The sequence below is a fragment of the Pseudomonas fortuita genome (assembly GCF_026898135.2).
GTDB classification, from domain to species: Bacteria; Pseudomonadota; Gammaproteobacteria; order Pseudomonadales; family Pseudomonadaceae; genus Aquipseudomonas; species Aquipseudomonas fortuita.
Genome location: NZ_CP114035.2, coordinates 2,514,079 through 2,532,608, shown reverse-complemented (window position 1 = coordinate 2,532,608; position 18,530 = coordinate 2,514,079). Strand labels below are relative to the sequence as shown.

The following is an 18,530-nucleotide window of genomic DNA, read 5'->3' as shown; positions in this document are numbered from 1 at the left end:
CTCACACCTTCTCGCCAGTACTGGTACCCAGACGCGAAAGCGCCAGCTTCAAGGCGTCAGCAAGGTTGGACTTGGTAGTCAGCGTGCCCAGATCGAGGCCCAGGTGCACGATAGTCTGGGCGATCTGGGGACGAATACCGCTGATGATGCAATCGGCGCCCATCAGGCGGATAGCCGTTACCGTCTTGAGCAGGTGTTGCGCGACCAAGGTGTCGACTGTAGGCACCCCGGTAATGTCGATGATGGCAATCTCGGAGCCGGTATCAACAATGCGTTGCAGCAGCGACTCCATCACTGTCTGGCTGCGTTGCGAATCCAGTGTGCCGATCAACGGCAGTGCCAGTACACCCTCCCAGAGTTTGACCACCGGGGTGGAAAGCTCGAGCAACTCTTCCTGCTGGCGCTTGATGACGCCTTCGCGGTTTTTCTGATAGGTGCGGATGGTGTGCAGGCCAAATGCATCGAACAGCTGGGAGATTTCCCACAGTTGTTCGGCCAACAGCGCAGGGTGCTCTGCGTAATGGGCTTGCAACAGTCTGAATAGCGGCCCCTTGAGGGCGAAAATGAAATAGGCCGTTTGGTGCGACTCCTGCCCCACCTGGGCACGGCTGGCAGAGAGTTTTTCGAGGAAACGTCGGGCCTCCTCCCAACCTTCTGCGCCAATGTGCGTACCCGCCTCTTTGCGCAGCCCGTCGATCACCAACTGCAGGAAGTCACGGGTTTCCTGGCGCAAGTCATGTTCACGAATGTTGCGCGTCGCGCCGTTGGCCTCCAGGGCGCTGAGCCACTCCGCCAACAACTGCCCCTGACCACCGACAATTGCTTCCAACGTGCTGTTCTGCAGTGCTGCCATATGCGCTTCGCTCCTGAAAAATGCCTGGCCGGCTGAACGACGTTCGTACCGGCGTTGAAAATGACATCTACCGGTGAAAATAGTTGTGCGGCCGGTCAATAATTTCATTGCGCCATCTTTTGTGACGCTAACTGTAGCCAATTTAGCAGGGGGCGTTGCTACCTCATGCAGCTTGCTCGTCATGGCTGGAGGACCCGCCGAGCATCTAGCAGGAACTTTGCTCGCTGTTTGTGGGCCCTTATGGAAGGCCTATCAGTACGAGGAAACATATGATGAGTGCACAACTTAACGGCAAGCGCGTGGCCTTTCTGGTCACCGATGGCTTCGAGCAGGTAGAACTGACCGGCCCGCGTGAGGCGCTGCAAAACAGTGGCGCGGTGGTGGATATCCTGGGCGAAAAGGAAGGCACCGTACGGGGCTGGAACCATGACAAACCCGCCGACGAATTCAACGTGGATGCTACCTTCGACAGCGCGCAGCTTGACCTCTACGACGCCCTGGTGCTGCCCGGCGGCGTGCAGAACTCCGACACGATTCGCCTGATCCCCGGCGCGCAAAAGCTGGTAAAAAGCCATGATGCGGCGGGCAAGCCGCTGGCCGTCATCTGTCACGGCGCGTGGCTGTTGGTGTCGAGCGGGTTGGCCAAAGGCAAGCGAATGACCAGCTACAAGACCTTGCAGGACGATATTCGCAATGCCGGCGGCACGTGGGTGGACGAACAGGTGGTCGTGGATGGCAACCTGATCACCAGCCGCCAGCCGGATGATATTCCTGCCTTCAATGAACAATTGATCAAGGCGCTGGCAGGCTGAGTCTGATCATCGTCAGCCCGTCTCCTGGTCGCACCGGTTGCCGACCAGGAGGCGCTGGTCACGCCAGCTGAATGAAAACCGAATAGCTGCCCAGCAAGATCCAGAACCCGAGAAAAATCCAGGGCGTACGCAAGGAAAACAGCAACGACTTGCGGTGGCCCGCCTGAGAAGTTTCAGCCTCGCAGAACAGCGGCGATTCATCATAAGCCAACCCCATCATTGGCTCGCTGCGCAGCAAGTGGCTTTGCTTCAACTGCCAGTGCTCGATGATGCGGAACGCCGCGCGAATGCCTGGCCAGGCGTTCAGTGTACTGAGCACACCGAGCAGTGCCAGAAAAGCCGGCACCATCAAGGTGAACATCTCGCCCCAGCCCTGGTTCAGGTTATTCATCGCCGAGACGTACGCGATGACCAGAAACGACTGCGCCGTGAGATAGGCATCAGTGCGGTTGGCCAGGATGCTGGTCTCGTACTGAATTTCGCGTCGATAGAAGTCCAGCCGCTCTTTCGGCGTACCGAACATCCTTGCATTTTGCTGATCGATCTCATGTTCAGGTGTGCTGGGCGTGATGATTCGAGGCACTGCGGTACTCCTTGAATGCGTGAGCCTTGCCCGTGACAGCGCAAGACCGGTCAGCGGTAGAGCTGTCCAGGCAACGAAAATTCATTGGCAATGCATGGGACAACCGCCCGTCGCACAAAGCCAGTATCCACTTCAACACCGGCAGCGCTGCCCCCCTCGAACGGTAACGAACGTTTCCGACTGCTGGAGTGACCACCATGAGCGACTACCCTACCCCTCCCTTCCCATCCCAACCGCAAAGCGTTCCCGGTTCACAACGCAAGATGGAGCCGTATCCGGACTGTGGCGAGCAGACCTACACCGGCAACAACCGGCTCGAAGGCAAGATCGCCCTGATTACCGGAGCCGACAGCGGCATCGGGCGCGCGGTGGCAATCGCCTATGCGCGTGAGGGTGCTGACGTGGCCATTGCCTATCTGAATGAACACGAAGATGCGCAGGAAACGGCGCGCTGGGTCGAGGCCGCTGGCCGCCAATGCTTGCTGCTACCCGGCGACCTGGCACAGAAACAGCAGTGCTACGACATTGTCGACAAGACCGTGGCACAGTTCGGGCGCATCGATATCCTGGTCAACAACGCCGCGTTCCAGATGGCCCACGAGAGCCTGGCCGACATTGACGACGAAGAATGGGTGATGACGTTCGACACCAACATCACTGCCATTTTCCGCATTTGCCAGCGCGCTCTGCCCTCCATGCCCAAGGGCGGTTCGATCATCAACACCAGCTCGGTCAACTCCGACGACCCGTCACCCAGCCTGTTGGCCTATGCCGCCACCAAAGGGGCTATTGCCAATTTCACCGCTGGCCTCGCCCAGTTGCTGGGCAAACAAGGGATTCGAGTGAACAGCGTGGCCCCAGGCCCTATCTGGACACCACTGATCCCGGCCACCATGCCTGATGAAGCGGTGAAGAACTTCGGTTCAGGTTACCCCATGGGGCGGCCGGGGCAACCGGTCGAGGTGGCGCCGATCTATGTATTGCTGGGCTCGGACGAGGCCAGCTACATCTCGGGTTCGCGCTACGGCGTTACAGGGGGCAAACCTATCCTTTGAACCGCACGACGGCCCCAGTCGCTCAAGAGCACAGGCGATAACGCATCGCGCCTGTGCTACCAGACATCAACATCGTTGAACCCTGCCCGCCACTGCCACTCAACACCAAGGAAGCCATTATCCATTCGCCCGCAACGAGGTGACACCATGAATGCTATCGATCTGCTGATTCAAGACCACAAACTGGTCAAGAAGCTGTTGGAAGAGCTCTCCTCGACCACTGAACGTGCCGTAAAGAAGCGCGCCGATCTGCTCCACCGCATCGAGCAGGAATTGCAGGTTCACACGGCCCTTGAGGAAGACATCCTCTACCCCGCCATCAAGCAGGCCGGTGGCAAGGAGGAAGCCAAGATGTATTACGAAGCCAAGGAAGAACACCGGACTGTCGATGCCCTGGTGCTCCCTGATCTGCTCCATACGGACACCGGCACCCTTGAATTCGCCGGTCGGGTGAAGGTGATGAAGGAGCTGCTCGAACATCACATCGAGGAAGAGGAAGAGGCGCTTTTCCCCACGGCGAAAAAGCTTCTTGGGAAAGACCAACTGGACGAACTGGGGGCTGCCATGGAAGCCCAGAAAAAACTGCTCAAGGGTGAGCAGCGGGCTGCATGAGGAGAAGGCGCCTCGCCAGATCGGGCGCGACCGGAGAAAGGCTCAGGGTGGCGCTGATGCCACGTCTTGCAGACCGCTCACTGCAGTGTGCACACCGTTGAAACTTTATCGACGCGTGCCAAGTCCAGACACCTATCAATCACGGAACGGGAGCAGGCAATGACCGGCACGGTAGGCGACTTTCTGGTGGAGCGTTTGTATCAATGGGGCGTGCGGCGCATCTTCGGTTACCCCGGCGACGGCATCAACGGCGTGTTCGGCGCGCTGAGCCGGGCCAACGGCAAGATTGAATTCATCCAGGCCCGCCACGAGGAAATGGCCGCCTTCATGGCCAGCGCCCATGCCAAGTTCACCGGCGAGCTCGGTGTTTGCATGGCCACCTCCGGCCCGGGCGCTTCGCACCTGCTTACTGGCCTGTACGATGCGCGTATGGACCATCAGCCGGTGCTGGCCATCGTCGGCCAACAGGCCCGTGCGGCCCTGGGCGGGCATTACCAGCAGGAACTTGACCTGGTGTCCATGTTCAAGGACGTCGCTGGCGCGTTCGTGCAACAGGCTTCGACCCCGGAGCAGGTGCGCCACCTGCTCGACCGCGCGGTGCGTACGGCCGTCGGCGAACGCCGCGTCACCGCCGTGATCCTGCCCAACGACCTGCAGGACCTGCCCTACCACGAACCACCGAGGGCTCACGGTACCGTGCATTCCGGCATCGGCTACAGCAAGCCCCGGGTGTTGCCGTTCGATGAAGACCTGCAGCGCGCCGCCGATGTGCTCAATGCCGGGCGCAAGGTGGCAATCCTGGTGGGCGCTGGCGCCCTGCAGGCGACTGATGAGGTTATTGCGGTGGCCGAAACACTCGGCGCTGGCGTGGCCAAGGCACTGCTGGGCAAGGCTGTTCTACCAGACGACCTGCCGTGGGTTACCGGGTCGATCGGCCTGCTGGGCACCAAACCCAGTTATCAGCTGATGACCGAATGCGACACGTTGCTGATGATCGGCTCCGGCTTCCCCTATTCCGAGTTTTTACCCAAGGAAGGCCAGGCGCGCGGTGTGCAGATCGACCTGCAGCCCGACATGCTCAGCCTGCGCTACCCGATGGAGGTCAACCTGGTCGGCGATGCCAGTGAAACTTTGCGCGCACTGCTGCCACTGCTCGAACACAAGACCGAACGGCGCTGGCGGGACAAGGTCGAGACCTGGCGTGCGCAGTGGGACAAGACCGTGGCCAAACGTGCCCTGGTCAAGGCTGACCCGATCAACCCACAACGCGTGGTCCATGAACTGTCCCCGCGCCTGCCCGAGCACGCCATCATCACCAGCGATTCTGGCTCCTGCGCCAACTGGTTTGCCCGCGACCTGCAGATCCGCCAGGGCATGCAGTGCTCGCTGTCCGGTGGCCTGGCCTGCATGGGCGCGGCCGTGCCCTATGCGATCGCGGCAAAGTTCGCCCACCCGCAGCGCGCGGTGGTTGCCCTGGTAGGTGATGGGGCCATGCAGATGAACAACCTGGCTGAATTGATCACGGTGGCCAAGTACTGGCAGCAGTGGGACAACCCGCAGTGGATCTGCGCAGTGTTCAACAACGAAGACCTCAACCAGGTCACTTGGGAGCAACGGGTGATGGAGGGCGACCCCAAGTTCGAGGCTTCGCAATCCATTCCTGACGTTCCCTACCATTTATTCGCCATTTCCATTGGCCTGCAAGGGATCTACGTAGACCGCGAAGACGACGTCGCCGAAGCGTGGGAGCGCGCACTGGCCGCTGATCGGCCGGTACTGATCGAGTTCAAGACCGACCCGAACGTGCCACCTCTGCCACCTCATATCAAGCTGGAGCAGGCAAAGAAGTTCGCCAGCACCTTGCTCAAGGGTGACCCGAACCAGGCCGGGGTCATTGTGCAGACGGCCAAGCAAGTGCTCAGCTCAGTGCTGCCCGGCAAAAAATGACGCCCGAGCAGAGCCCGCGCAGCTGCGCGGGCCAGGCGTTTTCACACGTTCTTTGATCGGGCGCGACGTGCACCCAGCGCTATCCAGGCGGGTGCATGATCGCTGGCCTTGACCTCGTTGCGCACCCAGGCATCCACCCCCGCCTGCTTCAGGTAGGGGGCCAGTTCGGCGTTCAGCAACAGGTGGTCGATGCGTAACCCGGCATTGCGCGGCCAGTGGTTTCGGAAATAGTCCCAAAAGGTGTAGACACGCTCGTCCGGGTACAGATGGCGTATGGCATCGACCCAGCCCTGGTCCAGCAGTTGCTGGTAACACGCGCGCGACTCAGGCTGGAGCAAGGCGTCCTTCAGCCAGGACCGGGGGTTGTAGATATCCATGTCGGTGGGCACGACATTGAAATCACCGGCCAGCAGCGTGGGGTGGCCGCTTTGATACAGGCTATGCGCATGCTTGATCAGGCATTCGAACCAGCGCAGCTTGTAATCGAACTTGGGCCCTGGCTGCGGGTTGCCGTTCGGCAAGTAGAGGCACGCTACCAGCACCCCGTGTACCGCCGCTTCCAGATAGCGGCTCTGGCTGTCATCCTCCATGCCTGGCACGCCGCGCCGAACCTCCAGCGGATCGCTGCCCCGCGCCAGGATGGCCACCCCGTTCCAGGAGGGTTGCCCTTGGTAAAGGCAGCCATAACCTGCCGCCTCCAACTGCGCGCGAGGGAACTGCTGGTCGGTCGCCTTCAGCTCCTGCAGGCAGGCGATATCGGGCTGCTCGCGCTCCAGCCAGGCCAGCAGCGCAGGCAAGCGGCTGCGGATGCCATTGATATTGAAGGTGGCAATTTTCAGCGCTTTCATGCGTCAGGGTCGCTGACATGGGCCTGCACGGCATCTTCCAGGGCGCGGATATGCGCCTCATCGGCCAGCGCCTTGAGCGCCAGCCAGTCATCCCAGTCGATGGTGCCATCGTCGCGCAGGGCTTCTGCGGTACGAACCAGTTCATGGTGGTAGGCATCCGGTGACTCGCGCCGGTAACTGATGTCATCGTACTGGGCGTACCAGGCTTTCAGTTCGGGAATGCTGCGCTCGATGCTCATGAAGGTGGCCTCGCTGTACCCTTTGCTTGTGAGAGCCCTGGCGTGGCGGGACGTTCAATTGCTGTAGCACGTGGCAGGGTTGGCTGCTGTGGGAGCGGCGTGCCCGCGAAGCAGGCTGCGCGCTGGATGGCACGGGCTTCGCCCGTGTTCGCGGGGCAAGCCCGCTCCCACAGTGATCGCGCCAGCTTTTAGAAGTTGAGCAAGACAGTTGCTCCCACCGTGATCGCGCAAGCTTTCAGGCGCTGTGCAAAACAGCTGCTACCACAGGGTGAAGCAGCGCTCGCAGGGGCTGTGGGGGCCGTGGCCCCCCGACAACGGCATCAACGCAGGTAGTCCTGCACCCACTTTACCCAACAATCGGCGCCGATCTTCACCAACGCATCATTGAAATCGTAGTGCGGGTTATGCACCGAGCACCCATGGAACTCGCCTGTACCATTCCCCAGCATGAAGTAACAGCCAGGTCGCGCCTGCAACATGTAGGCAAAGTCTTCGGTGCCCATGACCTTCTTCGGCATCTTGTCCAGTAACGAGCCGTCGGCGAACAATGGCCTCAGGCTTTCACGCAGCAACGCACTTTCGTGATCACTGTTGCACAACGCGGGCGCCAGTTGAGTGAATTGCACATCGATCTCCACGCCAAAGCTTTCGGCATGCCCCCTGGCCAGGGCGTCAATGCGGCTGTTGATCTTTTGCTGGGTCTCGGCCGTGTCGGTGCGCACGCTCAGCAGCATGCTGGCCTCGTCAGGAATGATGTTGTAGACGGTACCGGCCTGGATCATGCCGATGCTGATGACGGCATAGTCCTCGACGCTCAGGTTGCGCGACTTGATGGTCTGGATGCCACTGATCAGGCTGTTCAACGCCATTACCGGGTCCACCGACAGTTCCGGCATCGCCCCGTGGCCACCTTTGCCCGTGATACGAATGCTGACGCGCTCGGAGGACGCCATGGTTGGGCCGGTTTGCACCACGCAGGTGCCCACCGGCATGCCGGGCATGTTGTGCAGCGCGTACACCGAGTCACACGGGAAGCGCTCGAACAGGCCGTCGTCGATCATCGCCCTGGCCCCGGCCAGGCCCTCTTCGTCCGGCTGAAAGATCACGTTCAACGTGCCGTTGAAATTGCGTGTTGCCGCCAGCTGTGCTGCAGCTGCCAACAGGATCGCGGTGTGCCCGTCATGCCCACAGGCATGCATGCGGCCGGGGATTTTGCTGGCATGCGCAAAGGGGTTCTTCTCACTCATGGGCAGTGCGTCCATGTCAGCTCGCAGGCCAATGCTGCGGGGGCTTTCCCCTACCTGCAACACCCCGACAACCCCATGCCCGCCCACGTTGCGATGCACCTCATAACCCCAGGCCTGCAACTTGTCGGCTACCAGCGCCGCCGTGTCAGGCGTGTCGCCACCAAGCTCCGGCGCGGCGTGAATCTGCCGGCGGATCACGACGAACTCATCCGGCTCTGCTGCCGAGGCCTGAGGTTGATCATTCTGGAAGACAGTCATGTTCAAAGTGCCCATGTCATTCGCATCCTGTGTTTTCGGGGAAGTATTTGAGGCAGGCCAGGCTGAGAACGCCGCCAGCCAGCAGGAAGTAGGCCGGCGCCAACGGGGTGCCGAGCGCCGCAATCAGCCAGGTCGCCACCAGCGGCGAAAACCCGCCGAAGATGGTCACCCCCAGGCTGTAGCTGACCGAGGTACCGAAGGAGCGCTGCGCTTTGGGGAAGCCCTCCATCATCAGCGCAAAGAACGCACCGGCACCGATGCAGGTAGGCAAGATCAGCACCGCTACGCACATCATGGCCAGGCCCATGTGTTGCACCTGCCCCAGCAGGTAGAACACCGGCAGGGTCAGCACCACTGGCGTGGCTACCGTCCACGCCAGCAGGCGTTTGCGCAGCTGGTACCTGTCGGCGAACTTGCCCGCCAGCGGGCAGATGATCGCCATGCAGCCGCTGCTGATACAGGCAATGGCCATTGCGCTGCCTGGCGGGTAGTGCAAGGCCGTGGTCAGGTAGGTGGGCATGTAGAACACGAACAGGTACATGCCGATGGTCGAGCTGGCCATCAGGCCGATGCCTTGGGCGATACGTTTGAGCACCTCGGCGTCCAGCGCCGGCTCGGCCTTGTGCGCTGCGGCGGCCTCGTGGGTTTCCGGCAAGCGCGTGCGTATGTACCAACCGACCGGGCCGATCAGCAGGCCAAAGATGAACGGTATGCGCCAGCCCCAGCTTTCCAGGGCAGCGGGGTCGAGCAACTGGCTGAGCGCAAAGCCGAAGCCGGCGCCCAGCAGGGCGGCGTAGCCCTGGCTGGCGGCCTGCCAGCTGACGTTCTGGCAACGCTTGCCAACCGCGCTGGACTCCATCAGGAACACTGACGCAGTACCCACCTCCCCGCCTGCCGACATACCCTGGATGAGCCGGCCGACCACCAGCAGCACCATGGCAAAAATACCGATCTGCGAGTAGGTGGGCGCAAACGCGATCAGCGCTGTGCCCAAGGTCATCAGCCCGATGGTAAGGCTAAGCGCCGCCTTGCGCCCGCGCCGGTCGGCATAGCGACCGATGACCATCGCCCCCACCGGGCGCATCAGGAAACCGACGCCGAAGGTGGCCAGCGACATCAACAACGATGCCATTGCCGACTCGGAGGGGAAGAAATGCCTGCCGATCAGCACAGCGAAGAAGCTGTAGATCGTGAAGTCGTACATTTCCAGTGCATTGCCCAGCGAGCAGGCAATCAAGGTTTTACGTGAGGAAGATGCCTGCGCGGCTGAATGCGCGCCCGTCTGCATAAGGGGCGGTGCGGGTAGCGGTCTGGTCATTGTTATCTCCGATGGCAATTCGCGGCGTGCAGCGAATATCGGCCAATCGGGCACCCAACACACTTGCAGTTTCGGCATGTGGCTAACCGATGGTTAATTGACCGACCCGGTCATTGACCAATTTGCCCTGAACTGGCGCGCAGATTGCCCTGCCTCTGCGCGCTGCCCCATCAGTGCTCACTCAACCGGGCAGCAAGCGCGGCCTCGCGCGTGTTCGAAGCCTGTCTAGCGCAGACGTTCTCGCCAACCGTAACGCCCCGCAGGGCCTTGATTAACCAAACGGCATGACATGGCCGAATAAGCAATCACGCTGCAACGTGCTGTTCACCGACGCTACAGCCACCACATCACTGTGCTGGCCTGGAGTCGTGAATGAACACTCGCACTACGTCGTTGTTGTTGATGATCCAAGGGGCATGCCTTGCCGTGCAGGCACAGGCCGAGGGCTTTCCGACGCTCGGCCGGATTGCACCGGGTTTTGGCTATTACGGGGTGGATTACGGTTTCGATGACAAGCTCAAGGTCTACGGCACCGTGGATGCATTCGCCAGCTATCACGACTCGCAGCACCACTCGGGCTTTCGCCTGGCCGGCGGCGGCGCCTGGACCAACAAGGTCGGGCTGTATGCCCGCAAGGGGCTTACCCCTGACACCGTACTGGAACTGGACGTCGAGGAAGGCTTCAACGTCAATGGCAAAGCCCTGGAGGGCACCTGGGACACCATTGGCACCCTGCGCCTGGCAACGCTAGCCCTGCGCTCGCGCACCCTGGGCAAGCTTGAGTTCGGCAAGACCTACAGCATGGGCACGCCCACCTACGCCGACCCGTTCCTGGCCACATATGGCTCGCCCTACACCTACCTGGCCCTGCCTGCCGCCGGCAAGGGCGCCTATTACCTGGACCTGCGCCCCAAGCACACCCTGGCCTACACCAGCCCGAACCTGAACGGTTTCAGCATCGGCACCGCGCTAAGCTTCGGCTTCGACGATGCCGCCAGCCAGGGGCGCACCGTGCGCGGTGGTGGCGCCCGGCTGCAGTATCGTAACAGCCGGGTGATGCTGCTGGCCTCCTACAACCTGTACTACAGCGACCCCTGGGACGACGCTGGCACCTCGCGTCAGACCGCCAACTACTACAAGAGCCTGTCGGCGTTTTACGATTTCGGCCCACTGGCCACCAGCCTGACCTGGCAACGCCAGGACGTAGACCAGGCCGGCACGCCCAGTACCACGCTGTACACCTTCGGGGTGATGGCGCCGGTCGGCGAGCGGGACGTGCTGCGCCTGGCCGTGATGCAGCGCCAGGTTACCGCCCGCGACAAGGACGCAGCAGGCGTGATGATTGGCTATGACCATTTCATCAACCCACGCTGGGCCATCTATGGCCGGCTGGGCCTGATTGCCAACCAGCGTGCGTCGTCGGTCACCTACGCTGGCACCCCGGTGGATCAGGTTGGCGACAACCCCAGCAATGTCTCGCTAGGCATGTACTACCACTTCTGAGGCCACGGGACGGGTTTGCCTGAGCACCTGCCCGCGCAAGCTGTGAAACAGCTCCTGGGCAGGCGCCGTAAGGCTGTGGCGGTCGATACAGACCAGGTTGATGGGGTAGTCCGGAATCAACTCCTGCACGGCCATGACCACGTACTCGCCATCCACACTAAAGGTAAACCCTTGGTCCACCGCCAGCTCGCTGATGGTCATCAACGATTCGGTATTCTTCAGCAGCTTGAGCGCCATCATCACCGAGGTGCATTCAACGGTGTTCTGCGGCACCTGGAGGCCGTTGACCTCGAACAGCTGGTGAAACTGCGAAGCCTGGTCCGACAGCTCATCCAGGCTGATCCAGTGGCCGTACTGCAAGGTGCGCAAAGACTTGGAAAACTTTTGTGCATTGGACGCGTGGCAAATCACCCTGCCCTTGATGCTGCCGAGCGCCTCCCAGTCCAGGCTCAGCCGGCTCAGGGGTTGCTGCGAGGTAATGGCAAAGTCCAGGCTGCCGTCGCGCAGGCGTTGCAGGATCTGGCTGGGACGCAAGTCGGTGATGGTGATCTTCACCCGCGGGTACTTGCGCCGGAAGGCCAGGATGCTTTCATCGACACCATCGAGCATCGCCGTCAGCGAGGTCACCCCGATCGACACCGCGCCCAGCGCGGCATCCTGAATGCTCGCCGCTTCGATCTGCAGGCGACGGATGCTCTCCACCACGAGGTTGGCGTGGCGGATGACGCGCTTGCCTTCCTCGGTAAGGGCCATGCCTTTGTGCGACCGCTGCAACAGGCTGAAGCCGACTTCCCGTTCCAGCTCCTTGATCGAACGGCTCAGCGCAGGCTGGGTAATGTGCATGAGCTTGGAAGCCTCAAGGATGCTGCCTGCGTTGTGGATGGCGACCAACGCCTTGAGTTGGTGAAGTTTCAACCGGGTATACCTTGTTGTTATCGGGTCAGATTGAACATATTCTTCGGCGCCCCTGACAGTCCTTGACTGAAAGGCCTGGCGCTTACAACTGACGCAACGCCGCCAGCACGCTCGCTGCATCACTGACCTCGAACTGGCCAGGCGCTTCGACAGCAACGTGCTTGACCACCAGGTTGTCGACAACCATGGCATAACGCAGGGAACGGCGCCCCAATCCACGCGCGGACAGGTCCTGGATCAAGCCCAGTGCGTCGCTGAATTCGCCGTTGCCATCGCCAATCATCCTTACCTTTTCGCCCACCTGCAGGCTGTTGCCCCAGGCATTCATGACAAACGCATCGTTCACGGACACGCAGAGGATTTCGTCAACGCCCGCGGCGAACAACGCTTGTGCCTCAGCGACATAACCTGGGACGTGGCGTTCGGAACAGGTAGGCGTGAACGCGCCGGGCAAACCGAAAACAACCACTTTTTTATGCTTGCAGCGCTCGTGAACGGAAAAGGCATTCGGCCCGATCGCGCAGGCGCCTTCGTCATTGTTGTACGCGTACAGCGTAACGTCGGGCAATAGATCGCCAGTGTTGATCATCGTGGTCTCCTGGGTGCGTTGATGGCCGGGCACGCTATGATGCCGCAGTCCACCAAGCCAGGTACACCATGCCCGCGGCTACATGCGTTCAACGCGCCAATATTGCCTGGGTATGATCGATGGAAGGAACAGGCACCAGCACGCGCCGAGCCGCCAGCCATTCCCGCATGCGCGCCGTATCGAAAATCTGCCCCTCTTCCATCATCACCAGGATGAGCGCTTGTGACATTCGGTAACATCCACACTGGGAGCAATGCCGCTCTTCCCATCCATGGGTGCATTCAACGGATTGCGCCTGCCCTGCGCAAATCAGACAACTCATGTAAGCCCCCTGTTGTTTTTGTCCATGGAGGGTGAACGCAAGGTTACGAAAATCGCATGCCAAGCGCTGTACATGAGATTTTCATGCCAACTTTGAATTCCCTCCCTTTTTTTACCCCGATCAGCGCACAACGCTCAACCGGCAACGACCCGTTCCGCTCACTGCACCTGCTGGTCAGCATGGTAGGACGAACGCACCAGTGGCCCGGACGCCACGTTTCTGAACCCCATTGCCAAGCCCTGCTCGGCAAACCAGGCAAAGGTGTCCGGGTGCACAAAGCGCTGCACCGGCAGGTGGCTGCGTGACGGCTGCAAGTACTGCCCCAACGTCAGCATGTCGACCTGATGCTCACGCATGCGCTGCATCACTTCGATCACTTCTTCATCAGTTTCGCCCAGGCCGAGCATCAGCCCGGACTTGGTCGGCACCCTCGGTACCTGTTGCTTGAAGCGCTCCAGCAGGTCCAGCGACCACTCGAGATCCGAGCCCGGCCGGGCCGCCTTGTACAGGCGCGGCACGGTTTCGAGGTTGTGGTTGAACACGTCTGGCGGTTCCTGCCCGGTGATGGCCAGGGCCACCTCCATGCGCCCGCGGTAATCGGGCACCAGGGTTTCCAGCTGAATGCCCGGCGACAGCCTGCGGATCTCGCGCAGGCAATCGGCAAAATGCCCGGCGCCGCCATCGCGCAGGTCGTCACGGTCCACCGAAGTGATCACCACGTACTTCAGGCCCAGGTCGGCGATGGCGATGGCCAGGTTCTTCGGCTCGTCGACGTCCAGCGGCCTGGGCCGACCATGGCCGACGTCGCAGAACGGGCACCGCCGGGTGCAGATGTCGCCCATGATCATGAATGTCGCCGTGCCGCCAGAGAAGCACTCGCCCAGGTTCGGGCAGGCGGCTTCCTCGCACACGCTGTGCAGCTTGTGCTTGCGCAGCAGGGCCTTGACCCGCGCTACCTCAGGCGTGGTAGGGATGGCCACGCGGATCCAGTCGGGCTTGCGTGGCACATCCTCGGTGGGGAGGATTTTCACCGGGATACGCGCCACCTTTTCGGCGCCGCGCAGTTTTACCCCGGCCTGCAACGGCTGCGGGCGCGGTGGTGTGTGTTGCAGTTGTTCGGTTGGCATGGCTGGCTCCTGGCTCTGGGCTGATATTGACCGACAGCATCACAGGGGCTGCTTTGCAGCCTTCGCGGGCAAGCCCGCGAAGGGCCGCAGAGCAGCCCCATTTGCTAGGCCGGATATACCGGGAACAGCTTGCACAATTCAGAGACCTGGCCCGCCACATGGGCCTCGACGTCAGCATCACCGAGGTGGTCGAGGATGTCGCAGATCCAGCTCGCCAGGGCACGGCACTCCGCTTCCTTAAAGCCACGGGTCGTCACCGCCGGGGTGCCGATGCGCAGGCCCGAGGTCACGAACGGCGACTGCGGGTCGTTGGGCACGGCGTTCTTGTTCACCGTGATGTGCGCACGCCCCAGCGCAGCATCGGCGTCCTTGCCGGTAATGCCCTGGCGGATCAGGCTGACCAGGAACAGGTGGTTGTCGGTGCCGCCTGAAACCACGTCGAAGCCCCGCTGCATGAACACCTGTGCCATGGCCTGGGCGTTGCTGATGACCTGGCGCTGGTAGTCCCTGAAGCCAGGCTCCAAAGCTTCCTTGAAGCACACCGCCTTGGCCGCGATCACGTGCATCAGCGGCCCGCCCTGCCCGCCCGGGAACACCGCCGAATTGAGCTTTTTCTCAAGCTCCGGGTCCGCCTTGGCCAGAATCAGGCCACCACGTGGCCCGCGCAGGGTCTTGTGGGTGGTGGTGGTGACCACGTCGGCATACGGCAGCGGGTTGGGGTACAACCCCGCCGCTACCAGCCCGGCGACGTGGGCCATGTCGACGAACAGGTAGGCCCCGACCTTGTCGGCGATCTGCCGAAAACGCGGGAAGTCGAGGGTTTTCGAATAGGCCGAGAAGCCCGCCACAATCATCTTCGGCTGGTGCTCGACGGCCAGGCGCTCGACGTCGTCGTAGTCGATCAGGCCGTTGGCATCGATGCCATATTGCACAGCGTTGTACAGCTTGCCCGAGGACGACACCTTGGCACCGTGGGTCAGGTGGCCGCCATGCGCCAGGCTCATGCCCAACAGGGTGTCGCCGGCTTGCAGCAAGGCCAGGTAGACCGCAGCGTTGGCCTGGGAGCCAGAATGCGGCTGGACGTTGGCATAACCCGCACCGAACAGTTGTTTTGCGCGGTCGATGGCCAACTGCTCGACCACGTCGACATGCTCGCAGCCACCGTAATAACGCTTGCCGGGGTAGCCTTCGGCGTACTTGTTGGTCAGTTCGGTCCCTTGGGCCTGCATCACCTGCGGGCTGGTGTAGTTTTCCGAAGCGATCAGCTCGATGTGGTCTTCCTGGCGTTGCACTTCGCGGCGGATGGCCCCGGACAGCGCAGGGTCGAAATCGGACAGGGTCAGGCTTTTATGGAACATGGGTGTGATTCCTTGATTGTCTGGTCGGCAAATATGGCCCGGAGCGGCTCCGGGTCAGCAGGGTCAGGCGTCTTGATAGCTCGACAGCGGCGGGCAGGCGCAGGCCAGGTTGCGGTCGCCGTAAACGTTGTCCACGCGCCCCACCGGCGGCCAATACTTGCTCTCGCGCAGGTCGGCAAGCGGGTACACCGCCAGTTCCCGGCTATAGCTGTGGGCCCATTCACCGACCAGTTCGCTGGCAGTGTGCGGGGCGTTCTTCAACGGGTTGTCGAGCGCGTCCAGGGTGCCGTTTTCCACCGCGCGAATTTCTTCTCGGATGCAGATCATCGCGGCGCAGAAGCGGTCGAGTTCCTCCTTGGACTCGCTCTCGGTCGGCTCGACCATCAGCGTGCCGGCCACCGGGAAGGACATGGTCGGGGCATGGAAGCCAAAGTCGATCAGCCGTTTGGCCACATCCTCGACGCCAATGCCGCTGCTGTCCTTGAGCGGGCGCAGGTCAAGAATGCACTCGTGGGCCACCAGGCCGTTCTCGCCGGTGTACAGCACCGGGTAGTGCTCTTCCAGGCGCCGGGCAATGTAGTTGGCACTGAGGATCGCCAGCTGCGAGGCACGCTTGAGCCCTGCCCCGCCCATCATGCGGATGTACATCCAGGTGATCGGCAAGATACTGGCACTGCCATACGGCGCCGCGCTGACCGCACCCTGCTGCTTGGGCAGGTGGCCGTGCCCCGGCAGAAACGGCGCCAGGTGTGCCTTGACGCCGATCGGACCGACGCCGGGGCCGCCGCCACCGTGGGGAATGCAGAAGGTCTTGTGCAGGTTCAGGTGCGACACATCGCCACCGAACTTGCCGGGCGCACACAGCCCGACCATGGCGTTCATGTTCGCGCCGTCCAGGTACACCTGGCCGCCACACGCATGAATGATGTCGCAGATTCGCGTGATGCCGTCTTCGAACACACCATGGGTCGAGGGGTAGGTAATCATCAGGGCCGCCAGCTTGGCCTTGTGTTGCTCGGCCTTGTGCTGCAGGTCGGTCACATCGACATTGCCGCGCTCATCGCAGTTGACCACCACCACCTGCATGCCGGCCATCTGCGCCGTGGCCGGGTTGGTGCCATGGGCCGACGACGGGATCAGGCACACATCACGCCCGGCCTCGCCACGGCTGGCGTGGTAGGCGCGTATGGCCAGCAGACCGGCGTACTCGCCCTGGGACCCGGCATTGGGCTGCAACGACATGGCGTCATACCCGGTGGCCGCACACAGCATGGCCTCCAGCTCATCGGTCAGTTGACGGTAGCCCAGCGATTGGCTGGCCGGGGCGAACGGGTGCAGGGCGCCGAACTCGGGCCAGGTAATCGGGATCATCTCGCTGGCAGCGTTGAGCTTCATGGTGCATGAGCCCAGGGCGATCATGCTGCGGTCCAGGGCCAGGTCCTTGTCGCCCAGGCGACGCAGGTAGCGCATCAGCCCGGTTTCAGAGTGATAACGGTTGAACACCGGGTGCTGCAGGTAATGCGTGTCACGCAGCAGCACCGACGGCAGGCAATCGGCACCGTCGGCAGCCAAAGCGGCGAACTCCGGAAGCGCCTGCCCGGCGCCCGCGAACACCTGCCACAGGGCCTCGACGCTCTCCTGCTCGCAGGTTTCATCCAGCGCGACGCCAACCCGAACGTCGTCGATCAGGCGCAGGTTCAGCCGGGCAGCGTTGGCCGCCGCCAGCACATCGGCCAACGGCCTGGCGGTTACCACGCTGACGGTGTCGAAGAAGTGCGCCTGTTCGACATGATGCCCAAGCTGGCGCAACCCCTGCACCAGGATCGCCGTCAGGCGATGCACCCGCCGGGCGATCTGTGCCAGGCCTCGGGGGCCGTGGTAAACCGCATACATGCTGGCGATGTTGGCCAGCAGCACTTGTGCGGTGCAGATGTTGCTGGTGGCTTTCTCGCGGCGGATATGTTGCTCGCGCGTCTGCATGGCCAGGCGCAGTGCCGGTTTGCCGAAGCGGTCGATGGACACGCCGACCAGGCGGCCGGGCATGTCGCGCTTGAACGCATCGCGGGTGGCAAAGTACGCCGCATGCGGGCCGCCGAAACCCAGTGGCACACCAAAGCGCTGGGCACTGCCGATGACCACGTCTGCGCCCCACTCCCCCGGGGGCGCCAGCAACGTCAGGGCCAGCAGGTCTGCGGATACCGAAACCAGCGCGCCCGCTGCATGGGCGCGTTGCACCAGGGCGCGGTGATCGACAATTGCACCGGTACTGGCCGGGTACTGCAACAGCAGGCCGAAATAGCCGTCCAGGGGTTGGCCCTCCAGCGCCGCCTCATCACCGATGACCACCTCGATACCCAGTGGCCGCGCACGGGTAAGCAACACATCGAGGGTTTGCGGGTGGCAATGGCGGGAGGCGAAGAACGCCGGGGCTTTGTTCTTCGCCAGGCGCTTGCAGAAGGTCATGGCCTCGGCGGCAGCGGTGGCTTCATCGAGCAACGAGGCGTTGGCGATTTCCATACCGGTCAGGTCGCTGATCAGGGTCTGGAAGTTCAGCAGTGCTTCCAGGCGGCCTTGGGAAATTTCCGGCTGGTACGGGGTATACGCGGTGTACCAGGCCGGGTTCTCCAGCAGGTTGCGCAGAATCGGAGCCGGGGTATGGCAAGGGTAATAGCCCTGGCCGATGTGGTTGCGATACAGCTGGTTGTTCGCGGCAATCGCCTTGAGTGCGGCCAGCGCCTCTGCCTCGCCCTGCCCCGGGGTCAGCGTGAGCACACTGCTGCCTTTTATGCTGGCGGGGATGACGCTGTCGACCAGCGCGTCGAGCGAATCATGGCCGGTCAGCGCCAGCATGGCCGCGATATCGCCTTCGCGCGGGCCAATGTGACGGGCAACAAATTCATCAAGCGTGCCCAGCGGGATACACGGGTTGTTCATGGCGGCCACC

General features: G+C 62.1%; 17 protein-coding genes. 5 read left to right on the top strand and 12 right to left on the bottom strand.

Going from position 1 to position 18,530, the window contains the following annotated elements; translation table 11 throughout:
* Window position 1 precedes the first annotated feature (1 nt).
* Window positions 2-853: an STAS domain-containing protein gene (locus OZ911_RS11510; RefSeq protein WP_016486232.1), complete on the bottom strand. Its 852-nt coding sequence runs from the start codon at window positions 851-853 to the stop codon at window positions 2-4.
* Window positions 854-1,125: 272 nt separating this feature from the next.
* On the opposite strand from OZ911_RS11510, the gene OZ911_RS11505 reads away from it, so the two are divergent.
* A complete protein-coding gene (locus OZ911_RS11505) occupies window positions 1,126-1,665 on the top strand; it encodes a type 1 glutamine amidotransferase domain-containing protein (RefSeq protein ID WP_024717794.1) in 540 nt (179 codons plus the stop codon).
* Between the two features lie 58 nt (window positions 1,666-1,723).
* On the opposite strand, the gene OZ911_RS11500 is transcribed toward OZ911_RS11505, so the two are convergent.
* Window positions 1,724-2,248 carry a hypothetical protein gene (locus OZ911_RS11500; RefSeq protein ID WP_016486230.1) on the bottom strand — a complete coding sequence of 175 codons (525 nt, stop codon included), beginning with the start codon at window positions 2,246-2,248 and terminating at the stop codon, window positions 1,724-1,726.
* 197 nt (window positions 2,249-2,445) lie between these two features.
* Here OZ911_RS11500 and OZ911_RS11495 point away from each other — a divergent pair, with 197 nt between their 5' ends.
* From OZ911_RS11495 to OZ911_RS11485, 3 genes are all read left to right on the top strand, one after another.
* Window positions 2,446-3,303: an SDR family oxidoreductase gene (locus OZ911_RS11495; RefSeq protein ID WP_070086340.1), complete on the top strand. Its 858-nt coding sequence runs from the start codon at window positions 2,446-2,448 to the stop codon at window positions 3,301-3,303.
* A gap of 147 nt (window positions 3,304-3,450) precedes the next feature.
* On the top strand, window positions 3,451-3,915 hold the full coding sequence (locus OZ911_RS11490) for a PA2171 family ribosome-binding persister protein (RefSeq protein ID WP_023047032.1): 465 nt from the start codon (window positions 3,451-3,453) through the stop codon (window positions 3,913-3,915).
* 159 nt (window positions 3,916-4,074) lie between these two features.
* Entirely contained in the window at window positions 4,075-5,862 is a 1,788-nt protein-coding gene (locus tag OZ911_RS11485) for a thiamine pyrophosphate-requiring protein (RefSeq protein WP_023047033.1), read from the top strand.
* Window positions 5,863-5,903: 41 nt separating this feature from the next.
* Here OZ911_RS11485 and xth read toward each other — a convergent pair whose 3' ends face one another.
* From xth to OZ911_RS11465, 4 genes are all read right to left on the bottom strand, one after another.
* Entirely contained in the window at window positions 5,904-6,710 is an 807-nt protein-coding gene (gene xth, locus OZ911_RS11480; RefSeq protein WP_023047034.1) for an exodeoxyribonuclease III, read from the bottom strand.
* Window positions 6,707-6,949: a hypothetical protein gene (locus tag OZ911_RS11475; RefSeq protein WP_016486225.1), complete on the bottom strand. Its 243-nt coding sequence runs from the start codon at window positions 6,947-6,949 to the stop codon at window positions 6,707-6,709. The genes xth and OZ911_RS11475 overlap by 4 nt, the downstream gene beginning before the upstream one ends.
* A 320-nt stretch (window positions 6,950-7,269) precedes the next feature.
* Complete coding sequence (locus tag OZ911_RS11470) at window positions 7,270-8,469, bottom strand: M20 aminoacylase family protein (protein ID WP_023047035.1); 1,200 nt, start codon at window positions 8,467-8,469, stop codon at window positions 7,270-7,272.
* Window position 8,470: 1 nt separating this feature from the next.
* Complete coding sequence (locus tag OZ911_RS11465) at window positions 8,471-9,772, bottom strand: MFS transporter (protein WP_268968653.1); 1,302 nt, start codon at window positions 9,770-9,772, stop codon at window positions 8,471-8,473.
* 372 nt (window positions 9,773-10,144) lie between these two features.
* Between OZ911_RS11465 and OZ911_RS11460 the strand changes: the two genes are divergently transcribed.
* Window positions 10,145-11,275 carry a porin gene (locus OZ911_RS11460; protein WP_016486222.1) on the top strand — a complete coding sequence of 377 codons (1,131 nt, stop codon included), beginning with the start codon at window positions 10,145-10,147 and terminating at the stop codon, window positions 11,273-11,275.
* On the opposite strand, the gene OZ911_RS11455 is transcribed toward OZ911_RS11460, so the two are convergent.
* From OZ911_RS11455 to gcvP, 6 genes are all read right to left on the bottom strand, one after another.
* A complete protein-coding gene (locus OZ911_RS11455) occupies window positions 11,252-12,190 on the bottom strand; it encodes a LysR family transcriptional regulator (RefSeq protein ID WP_016486221.1) in 939 nt (312 codons plus the stop codon). The two genes, OZ911_RS11460 and OZ911_RS11455, sit on opposite strands and share 24 nt — an antisense overlap.
* An 82-nt stretch (window positions 12,191-12,272) precedes the next feature.
* On the bottom strand, window positions 12,273-12,779 hold the full coding sequence (locus OZ911_RS11450; RefSeq protein WP_016486220.1) for a peroxiredoxin: 507 nt from the start codon (window positions 12,777-12,779) through the stop codon (window positions 12,273-12,275).
* A gap of 88 nt (window positions 12,780-12,867) precedes the next feature.
* Window positions 12,868-13,008: a hypothetical protein gene (locus OZ911_RS11445; RefSeq protein WP_016486219.1), complete on the bottom strand. Its 141-nt coding sequence runs from the start codon at window positions 13,006-13,008 to the stop codon at window positions 12,868-12,870.
* Window positions 13,009-13,259: 251 nt separating this feature from the next.
* Window positions 13,260-14,228, bottom strand: a complete 969-nt coding sequence (gene lipA / locus OZ911_RS11440; RefSeq protein ID WP_023047039.1) for a lipoyl synthase — start codon at window positions 14,226-14,228, stop codon at window positions 13,260-13,262.
* 104 nt (window positions 14,229-14,332) lie between these two features.
* Window positions 14,333-15,586 carry a serine hydroxymethyltransferase gene (glyA, locus tag OZ911_RS11435; protein WP_023047040.1) on the bottom strand — a complete coding sequence of 418 codons (1,254 nt, stop codon included), beginning with the start codon at window positions 15,584-15,586 and terminating at the stop codon, window positions 14,333-14,335.
* Window positions 15,587-15,649: 63 nt separating this feature from the next.
* Window positions 15,650-18,520 carry an aminomethyl-transferring glycine dehydrogenase gene (gene gcvP, locus OZ911_RS11430; protein WP_060516791.1) on the bottom strand — a complete coding sequence of 957 codons (2,871 nt, stop codon included), beginning with the start codon at window positions 18,518-18,520 and terminating at the stop codon, window positions 15,650-15,652.
* Window positions 18,521-18,530: the final 10 nt, after the last annotated feature.

Excerpts from the sequence above, each read along its gene's own strand:
- OZ911_RS11510 (WP_016486232.1), bottom strand. The coding sequence starts at position 853 with ATGGCAGCACTGCAGAACAGCACGTTGGAAGCAATTGTCGGTGGTCAG.
- OZ911_RS11505 (WP_024717794.1), top strand. The coding sequence starts at position 1,126 with ATGAGTGCACAACTTAACGGCAAGCGCGTGGCCTTTCTGGTCACCGAT.
- OZ911_RS11495 (WP_070086340.1), top strand. The coding sequence starts at position 2,446 with ATGAGCGACTACCCTACCCCTCCCTTCCCATCCCAACCGCAAAGCGTT.
- OZ911_RS11490 (WP_023047032.1), top strand. The coding sequence starts at position 3,451 with ATGAATGCTATCGATCTGCTGATTCAAGACCACAAACTGGTCAAGAAG.
- OZ911_RS11485 (WP_023047033.1), top strand. The coding sequence starts at position 4,075 with ATGACCGGCACGGTAGGCGACTTTCTGGTGGAGCGTTTGTATCAATGG.
- xth (WP_023047034.1), bottom strand. The coding sequence starts at position 6,710 with ATGAAAGCGCTGAAAATTGCCACCTTCAATATCAATGGCATCCGCAGC.
- OZ911_RS11475 (WP_016486225.1), bottom strand. The coding sequence starts at position 6,949 with ATGAGCATCGAGCGCAGCATTCCCGAACTGAAAGCCTGGTACGCCCAG.
- OZ911_RS11470 (WP_023047035.1), bottom strand. The coding sequence starts at position 8,469 with ATGGGCACTTTGAACATGACTGTCTTCCAGAATGATCAACCTCAGGCC.
- OZ911_RS11465 (WP_268968653.1), bottom strand. The coding sequence starts at position 9,772 with ATGACCAGACCGCTACCCGCACCGCCCCTTATGCAGACGGGCGCGCAT.
- OZ911_RS11460 (WP_016486222.1), top strand. The coding sequence starts at position 10,145 with ATGAACACTCGCACTACGTCGTTGTTGTTGATGATCCAAGGGGCATGC.
- OZ911_RS11450 (WP_016486220.1), bottom strand. The coding sequence starts at position 12,779 with ATGATCAACACTGGCGATCTATTGCCCGACGTTACGCTGTACGCGTAC.
- OZ911_RS11445 (WP_016486219.1), bottom strand. The coding sequence starts at position 13,008 with ATGTCACAAGCGCTCATCCTGGTGATGATGGAAGAGGGGCAGATTTTC.
- lipA (WP_023047039.1), bottom strand. The coding sequence starts at position 14,228 with ATGCCAACCGAACAACTGCAACACACACCACCGCGCCCGCAGCCGTTG.
- glyA (WP_023047040.1), bottom strand. The coding sequence starts at position 15,586 with ATGTTCCATAAAAGCCTGACCCTGTCCGATTTCGACCCTGCGCTGTCC.
- gcvP (WP_060516791.1), bottom strand. The coding sequence starts at position 18,520 with ATGAACAACCCGTGTATCCCGCTGGGCACGCTTGATGAATTTGTTGCC.